The sequence below is a fragment of the Aeromonas sp. 130281 genome, from assembly GCF_056642115.1.
This window is the reverse complement of record NZ_JBWVQS010000001.1, coordinates 135,847-153,980: the sequence shown is the minus strand read 5'-3', so window position 1 is coordinate 153,980 and position 18,134 is coordinate 135,847. Positions and strand designations below refer to the sequence as shown.

At 54.4% G+C, this 18,134-nt stretch carries 19 protein-coding genes; 11 read left to right on the top strand and 8 right to left on the bottom strand.

The window, feature by feature from the left end:
* The first annotated feature begins 84 nt into the window (after positions 1 to 84).
* The 9 genes from acpP (at position 85) to AC1IN8_RS00680 (ending at position 7,617) form a co-directional block, all read left to right on the top strand.
* Complete coding sequence (gene acpP / locus AC1IN8_RS00720) at positions 85 to 321, top strand: acyl carrier protein (RefSeq protein ID WP_005300909.1); 237 nt, start codon at positions 85 to 87, stop codon at positions 319 to 321.
* Positions 322 to 403: 82 nt separating this feature from the next.
* Positions 404 to 1,645, top strand: coding sequence for a beta-ketoacyl-ACP synthase II (gene fabF, locus AC1IN8_RS00715; RefSeq protein WP_025326982.1), 1,242 nt, complete (start codon positions 404 to 406; stop codon positions 1,643 to 1,645).
* A gap of 67 nt (positions 1,646 to 1,712) precedes the next feature.
* Positions 1,713 to 2,519: an aminodeoxychorismate lyase gene (gene pabC, locus AC1IN8_RS00710; protein ID WP_479757710.1), complete on the top strand. Its 807-nt coding sequence runs from the start codon at positions 1,713 to 1,715 to the stop codon at positions 2,517 to 2,519.
* Complete coding sequence (gene mltG, locus AC1IN8_RS00705) at positions 2,509 to 3,510, top strand: endolytic transglycosylase MltG (RefSeq protein WP_162519126.1); 1,002 nt, start codon at positions 2,509 to 2,511, stop codon at positions 3,508 to 3,510. Before pabC ends, mltG begins: the two co-directional genes overlap by 11 nt.
* Positions 3,510 to 4,136, top strand: coding sequence for a dTMP kinase (gene tmk / locus AC1IN8_RS00700; protein ID WP_139434501.1), 627 nt, complete (start codon positions 3,510 to 3,512; stop codon positions 4,134 to 4,136). The genes mltG and tmk overlap by 1 nt, the downstream gene beginning before the upstream one ends.
* On the top strand, positions 4,121 to 5,068 hold the full coding sequence (holB, locus tag AC1IN8_RS00695; RefSeq protein WP_479757709.1) for a DNA polymerase III subunit delta': 948 nt from the start codon (positions 4,121 to 4,123) through the stop codon (positions 5,066 to 5,068). Before tmk ends, holB begins: the two co-directional genes overlap by 16 nt.
* Before the next feature lie 18 nt (positions 5,069 to 5,086).
* A complete protein-coding gene (locus AC1IN8_RS00690; RefSeq protein ID WP_479757708.1) occupies positions 5,087 to 5,866 on the top strand; it encodes a TatD family hydrolase in 780 nt (259 codons plus the stop codon).
* A gap of 287 nt (positions 5,867 to 6,153) precedes the next feature.
* A complete protein-coding gene (locus AC1IN8_RS00685; protein WP_479757707.1) occupies positions 6,154 to 7,182 on the top strand; it encodes a tyrosine-type recombinase/integrase in 1,029 nt (342 codons plus the stop codon).
* An 87-nt stretch (positions 7,183 to 7,269) separates the two neighbouring features.
* On the top strand, positions 7,270 to 7,617 hold the full coding sequence (locus AC1IN8_RS00680; RefSeq protein WP_479757706.1) for a DUF3653 domain-containing protein: 348 nt from the start codon (positions 7,270 to 7,272) through the stop codon (positions 7,615 to 7,617).
* A 298-nt stretch (positions 7,618 to 7,915) separates the two neighbouring features.
* Here AC1IN8_RS00680 and AC1IN8_RS00675 read toward each other — a convergent pair whose 3' ends face one another.
* The 8 genes from AC1IN8_RS00675 to AC1IN8_RS00640 form a co-directional block, all read right to left on the bottom strand.
* A complete protein-coding gene (locus tag AC1IN8_RS00675; RefSeq protein ID WP_479757705.1) occupies positions 7,916 to 9,244 on the bottom strand; it encodes an AAA family ATPase in 1,329 nt (442 codons plus the stop codon).
* A complete protein-coding gene (locus tag AC1IN8_RS00670) occupies positions 9,241 to 10,212 on the bottom strand; it encodes a reverse transcriptase domain-containing protein (protein ID WP_479757704.1) in 972 nt (323 codons plus the stop codon). The genes AC1IN8_RS00675 and AC1IN8_RS00670 overlap by 4 nt, the downstream gene beginning before the upstream one ends.
* Positions 10,213 to 10,558: 346 nt before the next feature.
* On the bottom strand, positions 10,559 to 11,698 hold the full coding sequence (locus tag AC1IN8_RS00665) for a zonular occludens toxin family protein (protein ID WP_479757703.1): 1,140 nt from the start codon (positions 11,696 to 11,698) through the stop codon (positions 10,559 to 10,561).
* Between the two features lie 38 nt (positions 11,699 to 11,736).
* Entirely contained in the window at positions 11,737 to 12,069 is a 333-nt protein-coding gene (locus tag AC1IN8_RS00660; protein WP_479757702.1) for a DUF2523 family protein, read from the bottom strand.
* Between the two features lie 10 nt (positions 12,070 to 12,079).
* Complete coding sequence (locus tag AC1IN8_RS00655) at positions 12,080 to 13,705, bottom strand: hypothetical protein (protein WP_479757701.1); 1,626 nt, start codon at positions 13,703 to 13,705, stop codon at positions 12,080 to 12,082.
* A gap of 106 nt (positions 13,706 to 13,811) precedes the next feature.
* Positions 13,812 to 14,024, bottom strand: a complete 213-nt coding sequence (locus AC1IN8_RS00650; protein ID WP_479757700.1) for a hypothetical protein — start codon at positions 14,022 to 14,024, stop codon at positions 13,812 to 13,814.
* A gap of 259 nt (positions 14,025 to 14,283) precedes the next feature.
* Positions 14,284 to 14,592 (bottom strand): hypothetical protein, encoded by a 309-nt coding sequence (locus AC1IN8_RS00645; RefSeq protein WP_479757699.1) that lies wholly within the window; start codon positions 14,590 to 14,592, stop codon positions 14,284 to 14,286.
* A gap of 42 nt (positions 14,593 to 14,634) precedes the next feature.
* The gene (locus AC1IN8_RS00640) at positions 14,635 to 16,848 is read right to left on the bottom strand and encodes a replication endonuclease (protein WP_479757698.1); all 2,214 of its coding nucleotides are present in this window, start codon (positions 16,846 to 16,848) and stop codon (positions 14,635 to 14,637) included.
* A gap of 399 nt (positions 16,849 to 17,247) precedes the next feature.
* Here AC1IN8_RS00640 and AC1IN8_RS00635 point away from each other — a divergent pair, with 399 nt between their 5' ends.
* Both AC1IN8_RS00635 and AC1IN8_RS00630 read left to right on the top strand, forming a co-directional pair.
* Positions 17,248 to 17,607, top strand: coding sequence for a DUF3693 domain-containing protein (locus AC1IN8_RS00635; protein WP_479757697.1), 360 nt, complete (start codon positions 17,248 to 17,250; stop codon positions 17,605 to 17,607).
* A 189-nt stretch (positions 17,608 to 17,796) separates the two neighbouring features.
* The gene (locus AC1IN8_RS00630; protein ID WP_202045724.1) at positions 17,797 to 18,054 is read left to right on the top strand and encodes a RepB family protein; all 258 of its coding nucleotides are present in this window, start codon (positions 17,797 to 17,799) and stop codon (positions 18,052 to 18,054) included.
* Positions 18,055 to 18,134: the final 80 nt, after the last annotated feature.

Genomic DNA, 18,134 nt, shown 5'->3' with positions numbered 1-18,134 from the left:
GGCAAGTCACTTGCAAACTCACGTCAATTGAATACACTACCCCAACCAGACGCAATAGCGTATTTTTAAAGGAAAATTCAGGTCATGAGCAACATCGAAGAACGCGTAAAGAAAATCATCATCGAACAACTGGGTGTTAAAGAGGAAGACGTCAAGAACGCTGCCTCCTTCGTCGACGACCTGGGCGCTGACTCTTTGGATACCGTTGAACTGGTAATGGCGCTGGAAGAAGAATTCGATACCGAAATTCCTGATGAAGAAGCCGAGAAGATCACCACTGTTCAAGCGGCTATCGACTACATCACCGCTAATCAGGAATAAGTTCCTGTTCTGAAAGAAGCGGCCTAAGGGCCGCTTCTTTTATGTTTACTCCCTTTCAAAATACCTCTCGGAGACTAGCTCAGTGTCAAAACGCAGAGTCGTGGTAACCGGCCTGGGGATGCTTTCCCCTGTGGGCAATACTGCCGAATCAAGCTGGCAAGCCCTGCTCAACGGGCAGAGCGGCATTTCTCTCATCGATCACTTTGATGCCAGCGAGTTTGCGACCCGTTTCGCAGGCCTGGTCAAAGAGTTCGATCCCGAACAATACGGCATCAACCGCAAAGAAGCCCGCAAGATGGATCTCTTCATCCAGTACGGCGTGGCGGCGGGGGTGCAGGCACTGGATGATTCCGGCCTCGTCATCAACGAAGAGAATGCGGAGCGGGTCGGCGTGGCCATCGGTTCCGGCATCGGCGGTCTGGGTCTCATCGAGCAGAACCACAGCAGCCTCGTCAACGGCGGCCCGCGCAAGCTGAGCCCCTTCTTCGTGCCATCCACCATCATCAATATGGTGTCCGGTCATCTCTCCATCATGAAGGGGCTGCAGGGCCCGAACATCGCCGTGACCACGGCGTGCACCACGGGCACCCACGCCATCGGCATGGCCGGCCGGATGATCGCCTACGGTGATGCGGACGTGATGGTCGCCGGTGGCACCGAGAAAGCCTCCACCCCCATGGGGATGGGCGGCTTTGCGGCGGCCAAGGCGCTCTCTACCCGTAACGACGAACCGCAGAAGGCGAGCCGTCCCTGGGACAAGGATCGCGACGGTTTCGTGCTGGGTGATGGCGCCGGGGTACTGGTGCTGGAAGAGTACGAACACGCCAAGGCGCGCGGTGCCAAGATCTACGCCGAGCTGGTTGGCTTTGGCATGAGCGGCGACGCCTACCACATGACGGCCCCTCCCTCCGATGGCAACGGTGGCGCTCGCGCCATGAAGAATGCCATCAAGGATGCCGGCATAGCGCCGGAGGCGATCGGTTACATCAATGCCCACGGCACCTCCACCCCGCTGGGGGATGTGGCCGAGTTGCGTGGCATGAAAGAGGTGTTTGGCGAACATGCCAGCGCCCTGATGATCAGCTCCACCAAGTCCATGACCGGCCACCTGCTGGGGGCGGCGGGGGCCATCGAGGCGATCATCACTGTGTTGGCCCTGCGCGATCAGGTGGCACCACCCACCATCAACCTGGACAACCCGGATGAGGAGTGCGATCTGGATCTGGTGCCCCATGTGGCCAAACCCGGCCAGTTTGAATATGCCCTCTCCAATTCGTTTGGTTTCGGCGGCACCAATGGCTCCCTGATCTTCAAACGCGTATAATTCGCTTTGGGCGAAATGATAAGGCCCGATACGACTGTATCGGGCCTTTTTTATCGGAGGGATCCCCTTGCTGATTAATGGAATACCGACAGAAGCAGTGTCCGCTAGGGACAGAGGGCTGGCATACGGGGACGGCCATTTCACCACCATGCTGGTGAAGCAGGGTGCAGTGGTCTGGTGGCCGGCACACCTGGCCAGGTTGCAGCATGCCTGCGCCAGGCTCGGGTTTGCGGAGCTTCCCTGGGAGACCCTGGCCACCGAGGTGGCGCAATTGGCAGCAGGGCAGACGCAGGCTGTCGCCAAGATAGTGCTGACCCGTGGCAGCGGGGGACGGGGCTATGATGGCGCGGGATGCAATACGCCCACCCGCATCGTCTCCCTGTCACCATACCCGGACCACTACCTTGGCTGGCAGCAAAACGGCATCGCCGCCCTGGTCTGTCAGCAGCAGCTCGGCGATGTTCCCATGCTGGCAGGGCTCAAGACCCTGGGCCGTCTGGAACAAGTTCTGCTCAAAAGCGAACTTGCCGTGCGGGGCGGGGTCGAAGGTATAGTATTGAACAGCCGTGGATTTCTGGTAGAAGGAGTCAGCGCGAATCTGTTTTGGCGTCGTGGCAAGACGGTGTTCACACCGGATCTCACCCGCGCAGGGATAGATGGCATCATGCGCAAGCGCGTGATCATGATGCTTAAACAGATGGGCATTGAACTGCGTGTCGTGGAGGCTCCGCTGGAGTCACTGTGGCAGGCCGAAGAAGTCTGGTTGACCAATACCCTGATGGGCATAGTGCCGGTCACCAGCATTGGGGATGTGCATTATCCCAGCCCGGTATTGATCCGCCGTTTACAGGAGCGTTTGGTCATTGAAGTTTAATCGGCTCTACACCCTGCTCGCGGGGGCAGCCCTGACCGTTGCCGTCGCCGGGGGTTATGTGTATTACAAATGGCAAGAGGTGGAGACGCTCACCAACAAGGGGCCGACGCGCCTCTTTACCGTCGAAAAAGGCGCCCATGCGGCGCGCCTGATTGCCGAACTGGGGGAGGGGGAAACCAGCCCCTGGGCTGTGCGGCTCTGGCTGCGTGGCCACCCCGAACTGGTCGCCATCAAGTCTGGTACCTATGAGATCAAGGAAGGGGCCCCGCTCAAGGAGACACTCTCCCTGTTCGCCTCCGGCAAGGAGTTTCATTTCAGCCTGACCTTTGTCGAGGGGTCCCGTTTCGAGGACTGGTTGAAGCAGCTCTCGAGCGCCCCTTACCTGGAGCGGCTGACCGTGGAGCAGAGCGAGACCGAGCTGGCGCAGGAGCTTGGCATCGACAACGGCAAGCTGGAGGGCTGGTTCCTGCCGGAAACCTACGCCTACACCACCCATGCCAGCGACATCTCCATCCTGCGCCGTGCCTATCAGGACATGAAAGCCTTCCTGCAGGAGTGCTGGGAGAAGCGGCAGGCCAATCTGCCCTACAAGACGCCCTATGAGGCGCTCATCATGGCCTCCATCATCGAGAAGGAGACGGGCCAACCGGACGAGCGGGCGCAGATCGCTTCCGTGTTCGTCAATCGGCTGCGCCTTGGCATGAAGCTGCAGACCGATCCCACCGTCATCTACGGGGTGAAGGATCGCTACGATGGCAATATTCGCCGCAGCGATCTCACCGATGTGAACCCCTACAACACCTATGTGATCGATGGCTTGCCGCCAACCCCCATCGCCATGCCGGGCAAGGCCTCCATCGAGGCGGCGCTCAACCCCAAGTCGACCGACTATCTCTATTTCGTCGCCAAGGGGGGCGGGGCCCACTATTTCTCCAAGACTCTCGATGAACACAATCGGGCGGTTCGCGAATACATATTGAAGAAACCCTAATGTCTAAATTTATCGTGATTGAAGGATTGGAAGGGGCAGGGAAGAGCTCCGCGGTGCGCTATGTGACCGACTACCTGCATGCCCACGGCATCGACAGGATTGAGTGCACCCGTGAACCGGGTGGCACCCCCCTGGCGGAGCGGATGCGCGCCATCGTCAAGGAGGTGCACGATGAGCGCCTCACCATAGAAGCCGAATTGCTGCTGATGTATGCCTCCCGGGTGCAACTGGTGGAGACCCGGATCAAGCCGGCACTGGCCGAGGGCATCTGGGTGGTCGGTGATCGCCACGATCTCTCCTCCCAGGCCTATCAGGGCGGTGGTCGCGGCATCGATGCCCAGCTCATCGGCGCCATCAAGCAGGCGGTGCTCGGCGACTTCAAGCCGGATCTGACCCTCTACCTCGATATCGATCCCGCCCTCGGTCTGCAACGTGCCCGCCATCGCGGCGAGCTCGACAGGATAGAGCTGGAGCAACTCAGCTTCTTTGAGCGCACCCGTGCCCGCTACCTGGAACTCGCGGCAAGGGATGACAGCATACTGGTGATCGACGCTAGCCAGACGCCGGATCGGGTCAAGGCCGCCATCGAAGCTGCACTGGACAGCACCCTATGTATCCCTGGCTGATCCCGGACTGGCAGGCCCTGAGCCAGACCGCCCAGGCCGGTCGCCTGGGCCACGCCTGGCTGCTGCTCGGGGATCCCGGCCTTGGCAAGGAGCAGCTTGCGGAACGATTGGCGCGCCTGCACCTCTGCCAGCAGCCGGATCGCGGTGAACCCTGCGGCCAGTGCCACGCCTGCCAGTTGTTCGACAAGGGCCATCATCCGGATCTCGGCACCATAAGCGCCGACAGCAAGAGCATAGGGGTCGAGGCGATTCGCGAGATCTGCGGCCGCCTACAGAGCACCTCTCAGCTGGGGCGCGGCAAAGTGGTGATCATTCCGGACGCGGAGCGGATGACGGAGTCCGCCGCCAACGCCCTGCTGAAAACCCTGGAAGAGCCGGCCGGCGACAGTCTGCTGTTGCTGATCGCATCTCAGGTTTCTCGCCTGCTGCCCACCATCCTCAGCCGTTGTCACAAGCATGTCTGTCAGCTGCCGACGGAGGGGGAGACCCTGCGCTGGCTGAGTGAACAGGGCCATCAGGCCACTCAGGCCCAGGTGAGGATCTGTCAGGGGGCGCCGCTTCGGGTACTCAGTTACCTCGAAGAGCAGCAGGATGGGGCCAGACGGACGCTGCTCGAGAGCTTCGTCTCCCTGTCGCAGACGCCGACCCGGGCGGCGAGTGTCTGCTCCCAGCTGGCGGAGGAGAGCCAGATCAGGTTGCACTGGTTGCAACTCTTCCTGTGCGATGCCCTCAAGACCCAGGCGGGCTGTGGCCATCACCAGCTGGCGATGCCGGATCTGGCCGCCCTCAGCGAGCAGCTGGCCGAGCGTCACTCCAGCGAAAGATTGCTGGAGGCGGAGCAGCAGCTCGTCGCCCTGAAAGCCGCCTGCCAGCCGGGTCAACTCTCCAATCCCACCATTCATCTGATGAACTGGCTCAATCGCTGGTTATGACAAGATACAAGGTTGTCTATGTTACTCGTTGATTCCCATTGCCATCTCGACCGTCTCAGCTACGGCAGCAAGCAGACTGACATGGCCGATGTCTTGGCCAAGGCCGCGAAACTGGATGTGGGATATTTTCTCTGCGTCAGCGTGACCCAGGCGCAGTTCCCGTCCATGCTGGCGGCGATCGCCCCTTATCCCCAGGTGTTTGCCTCCTGTGGCGTCCACCCGCTCAATCAGGATCCCGGTGTGGATGCCACCTTGCTGCTGGCCCAGGCAGCGGATGAGAGAGTGGTGACCATAGGCGAAACCGGGCTCGACTACTTCTATTCGCCGGAAAACAAGGAGGTGCAGCAAGCCTCCTTCCGGGAACATATCCGGGTAGCCCGGGCATTGAACAAGCCCCTCATCATCCACACCCGGGATGCCCAGCAAGACACCTTGCAGATCATGCGCGAAGAGGGGGCCGAACAGGTGGGGGGCGTGCTGCACTGTTTCACCGAATCTCTCGAGATGGCCCAGGCCGCCATGGAGATGGGCTTTTACATCTCCATCTCGGGGATAGCCACCTTCAAGAATGCCTCGGCACTGCAGGCCGTGGTCAAGGCATTGCCACTGGAGCGATTGCTGATAGAGACGGACTCTCCTTATCTTGCCCCCGTTCCTCACCGGGGGAGGGAGAACGAGCCCGCCTTCGTACGAGACGTCGCGCAATTTATTGCCGATCTGCGGCAGATATCGCTGGCCGAATTGGCAGAGGCCACCAGCCACAATTTCTTTGAGCTATTCAAGCTGGCGAAAAAATAATCCCAAGGAGCCCCGACAGACGGGGCTCTTTATTTAAAATCATCAGCCTGATTACCCCCGACAACATAAATCACCCACCTCGTTATCTCTCACTCGATATCCGATACGGTTCCATCTTCTGGATAACGTCTTCTCCGAATATAGAGCGAGCCTGCTTATTATCTCCGGGAGGCTGGAGGCATTGAATCAATACCCTATAAGTATCGATAATATTCATTATCGATACTTGATGGATCTGAAAGATCCTGTAAGATCCTCCTAAACTCCATATCGAATCATAGACTTACGTGGCCTACCCAACCATTTCACCACCGGCTCATCAGTCACTGCAGACGGTATTCGATCCTGCGCTCAATAGCCGGGCGCGGCGTTTCCTGCGCAGCGCAAAAGCGGATTCCACCCTCAATGCCTATCAGGCAGACACCCGTATCTTCGTATTCTGGTGCCAGTTGCATGGGCTGGATCCGCTGCAAACCAGCCATCACGACATCATGAACTTTTTGGCGGATCAGGCTGACGGCATATTGGCTGACTGGGTATGGCTGGATAAAGAGGAGGGGAAGGGGGAGCTGCGCAACGGGGAGCCTCGAAAACCGGCCACCCTGGTGCGGCGGCTCGCCGGCATCCGCTATGCCTTCAAGCAGAAGGGCATTCATCCCATGCCGACCGAACACGCGGAAATAAAGGAGATGATGCGAGGCATAGTACGCCTCGGGGATAACCGTAAACGCAAGACGGGAGCCCTGACCCTGCAACCCCTGACCCGGGTGCTCGACGAGATAGACACCTCCACCCTGGCGGGGCTACGGGATTACACCTTGCTGCTCTTGATGTTCAGCGGCGCGCTGCGCCGTTCGGAGGCGGCTCGTATCGAAGTGGGCGATCTCGACTTCGTGGGTCAGGGGATCCGTCTTCGACTTAAACCCAGCAAGCATCAGCTGCATGAAACCGAAATCGCGCTCATTCCCGGCAAGCACTATTGCCCGGTAACCGCCCTCGGCCGCTGGTTGAAAGCGAGCCGCATAAGCCAGGGCCCGCTGTTTCGCCGAATGAATCGCTGGGGTCAACTCATGCAGGAGCCGCTCGGTCCACAAGGTATCAACCTGATGATCAAGCGGCGAACCGGCCAGGTCATCGACGATCTCTATGTCAGTGGCCACAGCCTGCGCCGAGGCTTCATCACCTCGGCGGTGACCGCGGGCAAGCCGATGAACAAGATCATCGAGGTGACACGGCACAAGGACATGCGTACCCTGCAGGAGTATTTCGACGATGCGCACAAGTTCTCCGATCATGCCCTCGCAGGCTTGTTGTAAGATAACCGCGCCACGGTACAGATTACGTTAAATGAAGCCTCAAACTAAGCCCGGCTGGAATACGCCAGTTATAACGGTTTGAACAACATGGAACGTAATCTGACTAAAAACTTCATTTTTCGATGGTTTGAGTGCGGTTTTAACAAGGAAGAGACAGCGAAACTTTGTTTTGTATCTGTGACAGAAGTCACATTATGGGATGAGGGGAAACAGATACCCGAGGTGTGCAAAAGGGTAATGAGAATGGCGGCAGGCAGGGAGCTACCGTCTATTTTCGAGCGATACTGGGAGGGGTGGCGTATGTCAGGCTATCACCTAATCACCCCCGCAGGCTCACAGATGACCCGTCAAAGACTGGAGCTCATTGACATAATGGGCGCAGATCACTTCAAGCGGTGGCAATCACCACGGAAGAAATACAGGTATTACAGATAACACGGTGAAGCGCTTAAGCGTTTGACTACCTCTGAACGATGATAGCCTCAAGAGCCGGTTTAGTAGGAGGAGGGGGTCCCGCCTCTGGTCTAGATGGGCATGTTTCGGCGCCTGGCTACGTCATTTTCTCTTAACGTAATCGGGCGCCTTGTAGGGGCTACCGCCCCTGTTCTCTGGCGGGATGACTCAGTGCCAAGCCAGATTGGCAGCTTTGAGCGAGGAACAGGCTCTCGAAATTCTTCCCATCCCAGGCCCTCTTATACGTTGTAAAGGAATGATCCTGAGGTACTTTAAGCACCTAACCGCTGATAAATAAGAGCAGTGCTTTATTAAAATTCGACACTTCCGCTTCAAAACCATCTTCCAAGATAGTAAAAATGTCCTCTCGGGTCAGATGATGTTGTCCAATATTTTCCTGCAGTTTTTTCCAGTAGACTTTAGATTTGGCATTTTCTGGCGCGACATCCGGGAGATTATATGTCGCATTTTCTTCTTTGTACTTCCTGAATATTTCATCTTCGATATCATCGTAAGGACTGAATATGACGTCAGTGCGGTGGCCATATTTATCTTTCGAATCACCGTCCAGAATCGCTATGGCGTCTTTGGATGAACAAATAAAACCGGTGGCTTTGTTACGCTTCATCATGTCAATCACATTGCCACAGCCACCAATATAGATGACCTTAACCCTATTCTTTATTTGCATAGTGGACAGTTTAAGGTTTATATAACTCTCAAGCGTCACATCTTCGGTAAATATGTACTTGTCATATCCTTGGAATCCGAACATTTCCATTTGGATGAAGCTGTAAGAAACCTGATTATGACTGACTGTACCATTTTCATTTTTTAGATAGATAATTGGTGTGCCATATTCATAGATTGTTCTCATGATGGCGAGAGAGTGCGTAGTAAAGAGTATTTTAATTTCTCTTTCCATACAGATATTCCTGATAGCACTCATCAGTGAAACCTGCGCTGATGAATCAAGGGATACGTCTATCTCATCTATGATAATAAGCCGACTTGGGGAGGTTATCATTTTGAAAATGCTGATAACAAAAAACTCTCCCGAACTGAAATAGTCTTCTCGTATATATCGGTTGTTGTCAAGCGGCAGGAAATAGTAGTTCACTCCTTTTATTTTCACGAGCTTTAGATTATTAAATTTGTTTTCATCTCTGTAAACTGAATTGAGAAAACCTATAAGTTCGTGTGCATCTTCATAATCTCCTTTTAAGTACATCTCTCTAAGGGTCATATCTATGTTGCCCAAGGAGGGAAAATCTGAAAAACGCTTACCGTAAGGGATAGGTAGTTCGACGTTCAGGAAACCTTCATCTCGGAGGATATTTTTCGTATCGAGATCGCCATCATTGAACCTGAAAGCATAGACGTCTTCATTAATTTTAACGTCGACCTGCGTCTCTTCGCTGATGCTAAATACTGACGACGTTTTACTGACGATGGCAGTGTCCTTGAGCAGAGCAAGGGCTTTAATTATGGACGTTTTGCCCACGCCATTCTTGCTTGTCATACAGATAAGTGGATCGCGTGAAAAGTCAAACGACACGCTTATTTCGGCCAGATGCTGCAACGCCCTGATATCTACACTGACGATCATTTCAGCAGCTCCTTACCTCTGATGAGCTTACTGATGATGGCATTACCGTATTTTTTACGTAGATGGAAAAGGTAGTCCCTATCAATGTTGTTAATCTGACTCAACACACCTGCGATTGATAGAATTGACGTCATCTCATCCATCCCGGTATAATCCATCAGTTTTTTTCTGTCAGTTTTGAGCAGATGCAGCTTCACTTCAATGTCCGTTTTTGTCGTTTTGCTGACTGTCATTTTCCCGTCATTAAGTATGCTTATCCCAAGAATCTTTCTCTCATATTTTTTAGTGATTATTTTTGTTTTTTTATAATTGATAGATAATTTCAGGAATGCATCTGATGACAATATGGCCGTGAGGTCACTTGTGATAACATCCTTATCAATTTCATCTTTTGATGAGATGATTAAATCATCAGAGTAACGACTATAGATATACCCTTTTTTGTCGCAGTAAGCCTCGATGATATTGTCATAATCATAAAAACAGAAATTACTTATTGACGGTGAGCATGAGAACCCAACGGGCAATCGTTTATCAACAGTGCACAGATAAACAATTCTATCTATATTATCAAGAACTTCTTTAGCATCCACTGCGCGTATATTTGAATGGTATTTTGAAAGCATGTGAAACATGGCTTCAGCACTGATTGAGGGAAAGAATCTTGATATATCCGTTTTAAAAATAAATTCACTATTGCAGTGTGGCCGAACGGCATCAGTAATGTTTACATCTTTCTGGTAAGAGAAAACTATATCTTTTCTCACTGGCATTTCGCTGAACACAAACCGGGAAAGAAAAGTATGAATAGTTTTAAGCCTATCTGAACACTGGTACAGTTCAATATTGTTTTTACTCAGAGGAATAAGAGTGGCTTCGTCTTCCGTCCTAAGGGTGTGGAAATCAGCGAAGTCTTTTTTGTTATTGAAGTAGGAATTAAAAACTCTCTCCAGACTGTTATCCTTCATTCATCCTTTACCTATGCTTGATCTGATGCGGCCATCAGAAATAGTTGACTGGGACTGGACTGAAGCGCCTTTTCGTACTCTGAAAATTATTAAGGCCCCCGAAAATTTCTTAACGGGAGCCTTAATAATTTACGAGACTATACTGCCTATAGAGGCTTCCTGATTGACCGGAGATACTCCAAGGTCAGAAGCATGTACTCATTATGACCACTTCCTCCTCCTTTATCAAGCCCCCGATACCCCGAGGCTGGCCTCCCCATCGATAGACAGTCCCCGATAGATGTAATGTCCTCTTCTCGCACATTGCAGAGAGTCCCGCTCGGAAGCCTTAAGACAGTGGGAATTGCTACAAAGCCTTCTCCACGACGCCGGATGCAGAGGCGGTGATACTATCGCGCTTGGTATCCGGCACGGTGTTGCGCTCACGGATGAGCATGGTGACCTTGCCCTTGGTGATGACCAGCCCGTAGGTCTTCATGACTACAGTCCAGCCAAGCTGCGTCAGGTCAGACGAACGCCACATGCCGACAGAGTTGTCCTTGTCATCCCACACCTCAATCCAGGCATCGAGCAGTTGACCATTGACGACAGTCTGTGAGGTGAGCACCGGCTTGAAGCCATCTATCGACTGGATGAAAAGATCATCCATTTTCGGAGGTGGATGAGGGGGCGTCGACGGTGGTGCAACTTGACCTGGTGATGTCGGGGCAGATGCAACCTGATGTTGCTCCGGCTCCTTAACCGTCTGTTCAACCCCCGTCTTCTCAGTGAAGTTGAACAGCAAATCCAGGCAGTACCAGAGACCACCGATGAACAGCAGAAGTGACAGCGGCATCCCGAATTTGAACTTGGCCGACTTGAATATGTTGGTCCGGTCATCCTTATAGGATCCCATCTCATTATCTTCAGACGTGGTGCTGGCATAACTGCCGAAATACTGGGGGTCATAGACCTTGAAGCCCCCGGTGAGCTTCTCAAACTCGATACGGGTGCGCTGACCACTGCCACGCAATGCCCCTTTGTAGGCTGTCCAGGAATAGCGCTTGTCCTGGCCCACGGCGTCCAGCTTCATGAAGACAAACTTCTTGTCTATCCGGTTACGCCACATGCTGTGAACGTCATTGAGGTTCTGCCCCATCAGCACCACATCAAGGCCGCGATGACGGTGTTCGGTGACGAACTGGATGATGGGGTCGGGTAATCGGGCCCGTCCAGTCGGCCAGAAGTTCTGGGCCTCATCGATGATGACGAGGCTCTTGTCACGCACATGCTCATGGATGTTGAACACCTGTTCGCGGGTGATTTGCTTCAAGCGTTCCTGACAATCTTCAAGCGTTATCTCACACAGCTCGGCTATCTTCTCGAAATTCAAGCCCTCAATATAGGCATCAACCGTGCGACCATCCTTGAGCCTCGGGATAATGTGAGACACCAACGCTTCATAGCTTTTACCGCTACCGGGCAAACCCTCATGGAATATCAGCATGTTACGTTCCTATTTAACATATAAATGCCGTCACGCAATTACCATTGGAACAGGGTTGCGACCTTGCGAACCATCCGAAAGGCGAACCCGAGGGAAACGAACATCATCGCCTCAGATATGCCTGACATATTCAGCAAGTAGATCACATCACCCGGAATGATATTGAACAGGTCTTGCAGCGAATATTGAAGAATATCCGGCATCGGTATCTGGGCGATAACAAACCGGATACCTTCCAATATCTTCTCGACAGTGGTCAGCAGAATGTCCTCAAACCACTGGAACACCGCTTTGAACAATCCAACAACCCAGAGGATGACACTCTCGATAATATCCCTGAGCCAATCCCTGAACGATTTGAGCAATTCCATACCCAACTCCTTAATCCAAGAAGGCGATTCTAAAGCCTGCAGCCATACCAAGCAGCTTCACGCAGAGCGCAATAATAACGAAAAGCTTCCTGAACTCCTCGCTACAGAACACATCGAACAGCAGGGTATTACCCCCCATGCCGCCAATCTCGGGCAAATTGATACTGAACGTAGGGCATGAGCCTGCCCCCATATTGATCTCAAAGAACTGGCCCATGCTGGTGAACAAGGGCAACTGATTCATGGCTGCAACGTGATGTTGCATGACAGTGCCATAATTACGTGTCGACCAGTCATTAGGGTTCGGATTGACGTCGTTAGGATCAACCGTGATTTCGGTATCACCTGGAGGAAGGGTAGGGTCTGGCTCTTCCTCACCTTCCTCATTACCCGCCTCGATAGCGTCCTTGATGGCATCGAGCTTGCCGCCAAGCTGGGCATTGCCGTTGTTGATGGCATCCAGTTTGGTGCCCATCTGAGCGTTGCCTTCCTTGATAGCATTGGCCGTCTGTACCTGCCCCAAGCTGGCACCTGCATTGCCCTGTGAGGCAGAGAGCTGAGCCTCTTTGATGGATGCCTGTATGTCCTTGCCGGTATTCTGGATGACCTTGCCCAGGGCGGCGTTCTGCTCTGAGGTGGCCTTAATTTCGGCGTTACTGGCCTCGGCTATCTTGTCGACCACGGCATTAAGGTCTGCCGTGCCAGTCGCACCAGATACGGTGTTTGAGATAGCACCACTGGCTGCGTTCTGGAGCTGGTCTTGAGCCCCGTTGGTGGCATCGGACGAATCAGGGGGCGCCACATCACCGGACTGGTCGACGTTGTCGACTTCACCATTGGTCTGAACTGGACAGTTCTCGCCAGTGAACTTCACATCACCGGTGTAGATGTTCGGCGTTGCCCCCAGGCTAACTGACACACCCTGAGGCTGTATGGAGCACTGCCCATAACACTGTATCTGGACTGAGCCGAAATTTGATTGAAAATAAGAGACATTATCGAGGGTATTACCGGCTATTCCATTGCAAATAGGTCGACAGAACTCCTTTCCGGTAATAACATTCGTTTCTTTTATTGAGCCTGTGAGACATTGAAGAGGAAGTGTCTGGCACATAGGAACGCCATTAACAACAACTGGGCCAACAACGTATTTAGGATTGCCCGCGGGAGGGCATACTTTAGAAAGTTGAGCCGCAGTAAAATACATCCTCATTGTGTGCAGCTGCCATGGCGCACCGTTGTAATTAATCTGCCATTGATAAACTTTATAAGAGCCTTGAGTAAAAGAACCAGCCGCTGCGCCAACGCTTATAGGTGGCCCGCCCATAGCAGATGCACATTGCGTATAATTTGCGTTTGTAAGATAACGTGTATAGCCGTTATTAACATACATTCCACATTCACTTGAAACTGTATTTGGTCCAGGGTCACCAGCCGTAGCAGGTATAGACTCGACAGCATGAACGTAATTACCAGCAACCAGCGTCAGCACACCTAGGAATATGGCTCCCAGCACAATATAAATGCACCACTTAATTAGCCTGAACGGATTCAGGCAGTATATTGCAGTTCTGAGGGTTTTCTTGATTAACCAGCGCACACTAATGGCGCGAATTACTTCCTGATATGTACGCATACGCCAGCACCAACCCTGTGATAAACATTACGGGAGCCCAAACCATGGCGTCCTCTCCAATAAAAAAGGGACGGCGTGAGCCGCCCCTTTGGGGTGCAACATGATGTTACCGTCCGCTGACGACAGACACCGCCTTACGCCAGCCCCAGATCACCGCACCCAGCCCGGCCTTGCCCAGACCCGCAGCACCCACGAACACGGTGATGGCGGCGATGGTGGCCAGGAACGCGGTCTGAACGCCGGTCAGGTCGATACCGTCAGCAGCATGAGCAGCGCCAGCAGACAGCAGCATGGCGGCAATGATGGTCAGTTTTTTCATGTGACTTTCCTTATCTCATTCCAATGATTGAGCGGACACGGGCCCACGCCCATGAGGAGTAGTAGACCGTTATCACGCCCGTGAAAGCGGCACCCAGCAGGGCCGCCAAAGTGCCATAGCCCACGGTTGCAGGGTCGAGCCAAGCGACCATGGAGGCTATGTCTTGTTGCTCGACCAGATACGCGCCTTGGCACTGGTCGAGTGCCACATCAACGGCTTGCAGGAAGCCCTCGGCGGTAACTTGGACGCAGCGCATTGGTTACGCCTTCTTGGCGTTGTTGGGCAGAGCGAACAGACGGAAGCCGTTGAACTGCTTGTGCTGGCCCTGAGCACCGGCATAGGCGCTATCGACGTATTCGAGCTGAAGGGTGATGCGGCTACCGACCAGCGCCTTGAGTTCGACGTGCATGTTGCCCTTGACCTGCTCTTCGCTCAGGCCAACCTCGATGACGGAGGTGGGCTTGGTGGTCATGAACTTGAAGGTGCCGACCTGAACGTCGGTGCCGTTGCGGTTACGGGTACTCAGCACGATGTCGTCGGCATCCATGATGTTTCCAACAATTTCCATTTTCGCTTCTCCGGTTATTGGGTTTTGGTAAAGACAGGACAGTTAATGACACGGGTCCAAGCCGACACCGTCCGGCTCGCACCCCGGGGGGGACCCCGCGAGGCGGTCGGTGTCGGGATACAGCAGCCAGACACGGGACTGGTGGTCACAAATCGCCACCTGCCGCATCGCTTCATAGGCCTCGTATTCCATGAACTGGTAGACCTTCTCGTCGTGCAGGGTGTCGAACTGCTCAGCGATACCCTCCATGGTTTTCTTGCAGGCGGCCTCCCACTTCTCCTTGGAGGTGATAAGCCAGTCCTTGGCGCGGGTGAGCAGGAAGACATCGCAGTACATCAGGCCCATGGCACGCAGGGCGGCCTTGTCGCCGTACTGGGTCTTGCTCTTGCGCGGGGTGTGCATCAGCACCCCATCCTCGTCGCAGAGCATCATCATGGCCTCGGGAATGCCGTACTGGACTTTCACGGTCTGGTCGGCACGGCGCACCTGAACGCCACCCATGGCGCAGCAGAAGGCGGCCCAATCTCCGGCGTCGGCGGCTTTGCGGACGTTTTCGAGCGCAAAGTGCTGCTCGGGGGTCAGGTCATTGAACATCGGATTTTCCTGGTCGAGTTCGGTGCGCAGACGGCGGAACTCGCGCCACGCAGTGACTGAAGGGCCGCCGATTTGCTGGAACTGGCGGATGCGGTTATCGGATTTCCACGCATCGACCCGGGCGGCGGTGTCGATGGCCTTGGCACGCTTGCCGGCCTCATGGTCTTTGCCCACGGCGTAGCCGTCGATGTTCTTGGCGACGTACTTGGAGCAGTAGCCGCAGGCCGAGCCCTTGCGCGGGTCGATGAACACCACCTTGAAGCGGTGTTGCTTTGCGCCTGGCTCGTTACCGGCGTCGGCGAGCATCTGCTCACGGCAGATTTTCAGATAGTCCTTGGTGTCCTTGAGGGACATGAACAGCACGGCGTGCCAGTGGGGTGTGCCGTCGTGATGGGGCTCAGCGAACCGGAAGCCGTAGGGCTTGATGGCGGCCTCGTCGGCGCGCTTGCGGATGTTGTTCCAGGCATTGATAAGCCAGCCTTGGGCGGCCCTAACGCTGGGACGACCGGCGTCAAGCCAGTTCTGGTTACTGGTGCCGTTGCGGTGAACGGAGTGGAAGCGGCTTGGACACGTAAAGGTCAGGAAGATTGCAACATGACGTTGCTCTTTAGCGCACTCTTCGAAGCCACGGAGGCGGGTCATCAGCTCGGCGCGGCGGTTGGTGCGGTTACTGGTGCTGGCGTCGACGGCCTCTTTCATGCCTACCGCGTCGAATACATCGTCCGCATTGTGCGCCACAAGCGCAGACAGGGTTTCATCATTGCGAGCGAGCCGGTAAGCACGCCGAGCGACAGAGAGATCAGTTGTATATGCCGCCAGTCTTGCGCTGATAAGGGCATGTTCCCGAGCGGCGTCGTATAAACGGCGAGCTGACAGACCACGAAGGCGACGACGAACCCATGCCATATCGGCCCAGCGATTAAGGGTTGGATAGGGGTCATCTTCCTGTTCCTGGGTGACTGTAGCCACAGGGTGAAGCCCGTACTCATGAGCCAGTGCCACAACCAGGCGGAGAGCAACAGCATGAGATCTTGTAGCAACCAGACGACCGGTATGCTCAGCGAATCGTCTGGCAAAGGTGTCAACAGCGTCATCATCGGCAGAATAACGAAACTCGCCGAGCTCACCATGAACAGACAGAGACTGATCGAGGCGCCGTGCTGCCTCGTTAGCAGCTTGTACGCCCAGTAACGCATTACGCGATTGATAGACATGAGTGAACCATCCTACACAGGCAGGGTGACGGAGCACGACGCGCTCGCGGAGCTTGGCATCCTCGGCGCTGCCGATGGGCAGGGCGGCGAACTTGTCGGCTTGGGCTTCGGGGCTGAACGGGGCAGGGGAGGTACGAACCACCTCAGCCGGGGTCGGCGCCTGGGCTTTCCACCACGGGGTTGCAACATCAAGTTGCACGTTGTTTTCTTGCGCCCACTGTTCGCGCAGCATGGCCATGTAGGCCGGGGAGCTGCGCAACTGCATGTAGTAATCGTCTAAGGACGCGTTGCCCCGTAAATCGTCAGCAGGGCAGCCAGCAAGACGTAAAGACCTGCTTGAGCAGAGTCGGTCGGTGTCAGCATGACGTACCATGCTGGAGGGTCGAGAGGCGGAAGGGTGAGCATCGCGCAGCTCCTTGCGGCCAGAGTAGGAGGTGAAGAGGGTCATTTGCGCATCCTCAGTAACGATTCAGGGTCGCAGGACGCCAGAAGGAGGAGGAGGATGAAGCAGATAGCAATCTGGACTGCGAGAACTGACCAGGACGGGTGCATGACTTAAGCCCCCACTGTGACAGATGGCAGCTCGTCATCCCATTCAGGGTCAAGCTGGATGTCACCGTCTAAGATGCAGAAGTCAGAACAAGCCTCGCAGCCTTCGCCGCCGCACTGCTGGCAGACGTGGTAAATCGGGGTTTGCTGCTGTAGGGTCTGGCGTTCCATGTGACTTAGCCTCGTAGCTCGCTTAATAGCTAGTGTTGTAGCTATTAAACGTGTTAGGTGCAAACGGCAGAAATAGTGCAAAATCAGAGGTAAGGAACAAGCAAGCTAGCTAACTGGAGGAAATTTAATGGACTCAAAAACGCTAATGGCGGCATATATGAGAGCGAAAAACTACACGAAATACAGTGAAGTTTGCCAAGACCTCGGTTTTAGCAGCGCTCACATTGCCGACATAAACCACGGAAGAAAGCAATTCACTGATGAAACAGCGATTTTCCTTGCCGAAGGGGCAGGTCTGGACCCGCTGGAAGTGATGATTTCACTGCAAGCCGTCAGAGCCAAGACACCAGTGGCAAAAGCCGCGTGGTACGACGCCCTAAAAAAGTATTGCGCCAGCACAGGGACCGCGCTGGCAGTGGGGATGATGACGATGGGGGGCCTGAATCTGGAACCGATTCTAACCGCGTCTAAGCATTTTTTATGTTAAATAACATCTGATTGATTTGATGATATATTTCTCACACCCCGACGCTGTGCCGGTGAAGGGCCACCATGAAGGGAAAAGAGCCAGGCACAGCAGGCGGCTCTCACCCCTGGCAGGGGAGTGTCATTCCGGCGCCCTCCAGAGTGAGAGATAACAAACCCCACTCTCTTATTTAGCAAGGTCATATGACATATGAGCCAGGAAATGAAGATGAATGTGGCGCAAGACAATGCCGAGCGGCAACGCCAACACGTGAAACGCAAGCAGGAGACCCACAGCAGGCTGCAATGCTGGATCAGCAATCGCCACGCCGAGCGGTTGCAGGAGCTCGGTCAGCACCTGGAAGACAATCAGGCTTCCCTCATCGAGCAGGCGATCGATCTGCTGTACCAGCACGAGCTGGTGCCCCAGGGGCGACCGGAGAAAGCACTCGCGGAGATCAGCGAATAAAAAAAGCCAGGTACGAATTCCTTGTACCTGGCATAGGGGAATTGGCTCCTTGCAGAGCCGTGCGCTAATTGATAGGCGGA

What these genes read in the sequence shown, in the direction of transcription:
- acpP (WP_005300909.1), top strand. Translation starts at nt 85, where the DNA reads ATGAGCAACATCGAAGAACGCGTAAAGAAAATCATCATCGAACAACTG.
- tmk (WP_139434501.1), top strand. Translation starts at nt 3,510, where the DNA reads ATGTCTAAATTTATCGTGATTGAAGGATTGGAAGGGGCAGGGAAGAGC.
- holB (WP_479757709.1), top strand. Translation starts at nt 4,121, where the DNA reads ATGTATCCCTGGCTGATCCCGGACTGGCAGGCCCTGAGCCAGACCGCC.
- AC1IN8_RS00690 (WP_479757708.1), top strand. Translation starts at nt 5,087, where the DNA reads ATGTTACTCGTTGATTCCCATTGCCATCTCGACCGTCTCAGCTACGGC.
- AC1IN8_RS00680 (WP_479757706.1), top strand. Translation starts at nt 7,270, where the DNA reads ATGGAACGTAATCTGACTAAAAACTTCATTTTTCGATGGTTTGAGTGC.
- AC1IN8_RS00675 (WP_479757705.1), bottom strand. Translation starts at nt 9,244, where the DNA reads ATGATCGTCAGTGTAGATATCAGGGCGTTGCAGCATCTGGCCGAAATA.
- AC1IN8_RS00670 (WP_479757704.1), bottom strand. Translation starts at nt 10,212, where the DNA reads ATGAAGGATAACAGTCTGGAGAGAGTTTTTAATTCCTACTTCAATAAC.
- AC1IN8_RS00665 (WP_479757703.1), bottom strand. Translation starts at nt 11,698, where the DNA reads ATGCTGATATTCCATGAGGGTTTGCCCGGTAGCGGTAAAAGCTATGAA.
- AC1IN8_RS00660 (WP_479757702.1), bottom strand. Translation starts at nt 12,069, where the DNA reads ATGGAATTGCTCAAATCGTTCAGGGATTGGCTCAGGGATATTATCGAG.
- AC1IN8_RS00655 (WP_479757701.1), bottom strand. Translation starts at nt 13,705, where the DNA reads ATGCGTACATATCAGGAAGTAATTCGCGCCATTAGTGTGCGCTGGTTA.
- AC1IN8_RS00650 (WP_479757700.1), bottom strand. Translation starts at nt 14,024, where the DNA reads ATGAAAAAACTGACCATCATTGCCGCCATGCTGCTGTCTGCTGGCGCT.
- AC1IN8_RS00645 (WP_479757699.1), bottom strand. Translation starts at nt 14,592, where the DNA reads ATGGAAATTGTTGGAAACATCATGGATGCCGACGACATCGTGCTGAGT.
- AC1IN8_RS00640 (WP_479757698.1), bottom strand. Translation starts at nt 16,848, where the DNA reads ATGACCCTCTTCACCTCCTACTCTGGCCGCAAGGAGCTGCGCGATGCT.
- AC1IN8_RS00635 (WP_479757697.1), top strand. Translation starts at nt 17,248, where the DNA reads ATGGACTCAAAAACGCTAATGGCGGCATATATGAGAGCGAAAAACTAC.
- AC1IN8_RS00630 (WP_202045724.1), top strand. Translation starts at nt 17,797, where the DNA reads ATGAGCCAGGAAATGAAGATGAATGTGGCGCAAGACAATGCCGAGCGG.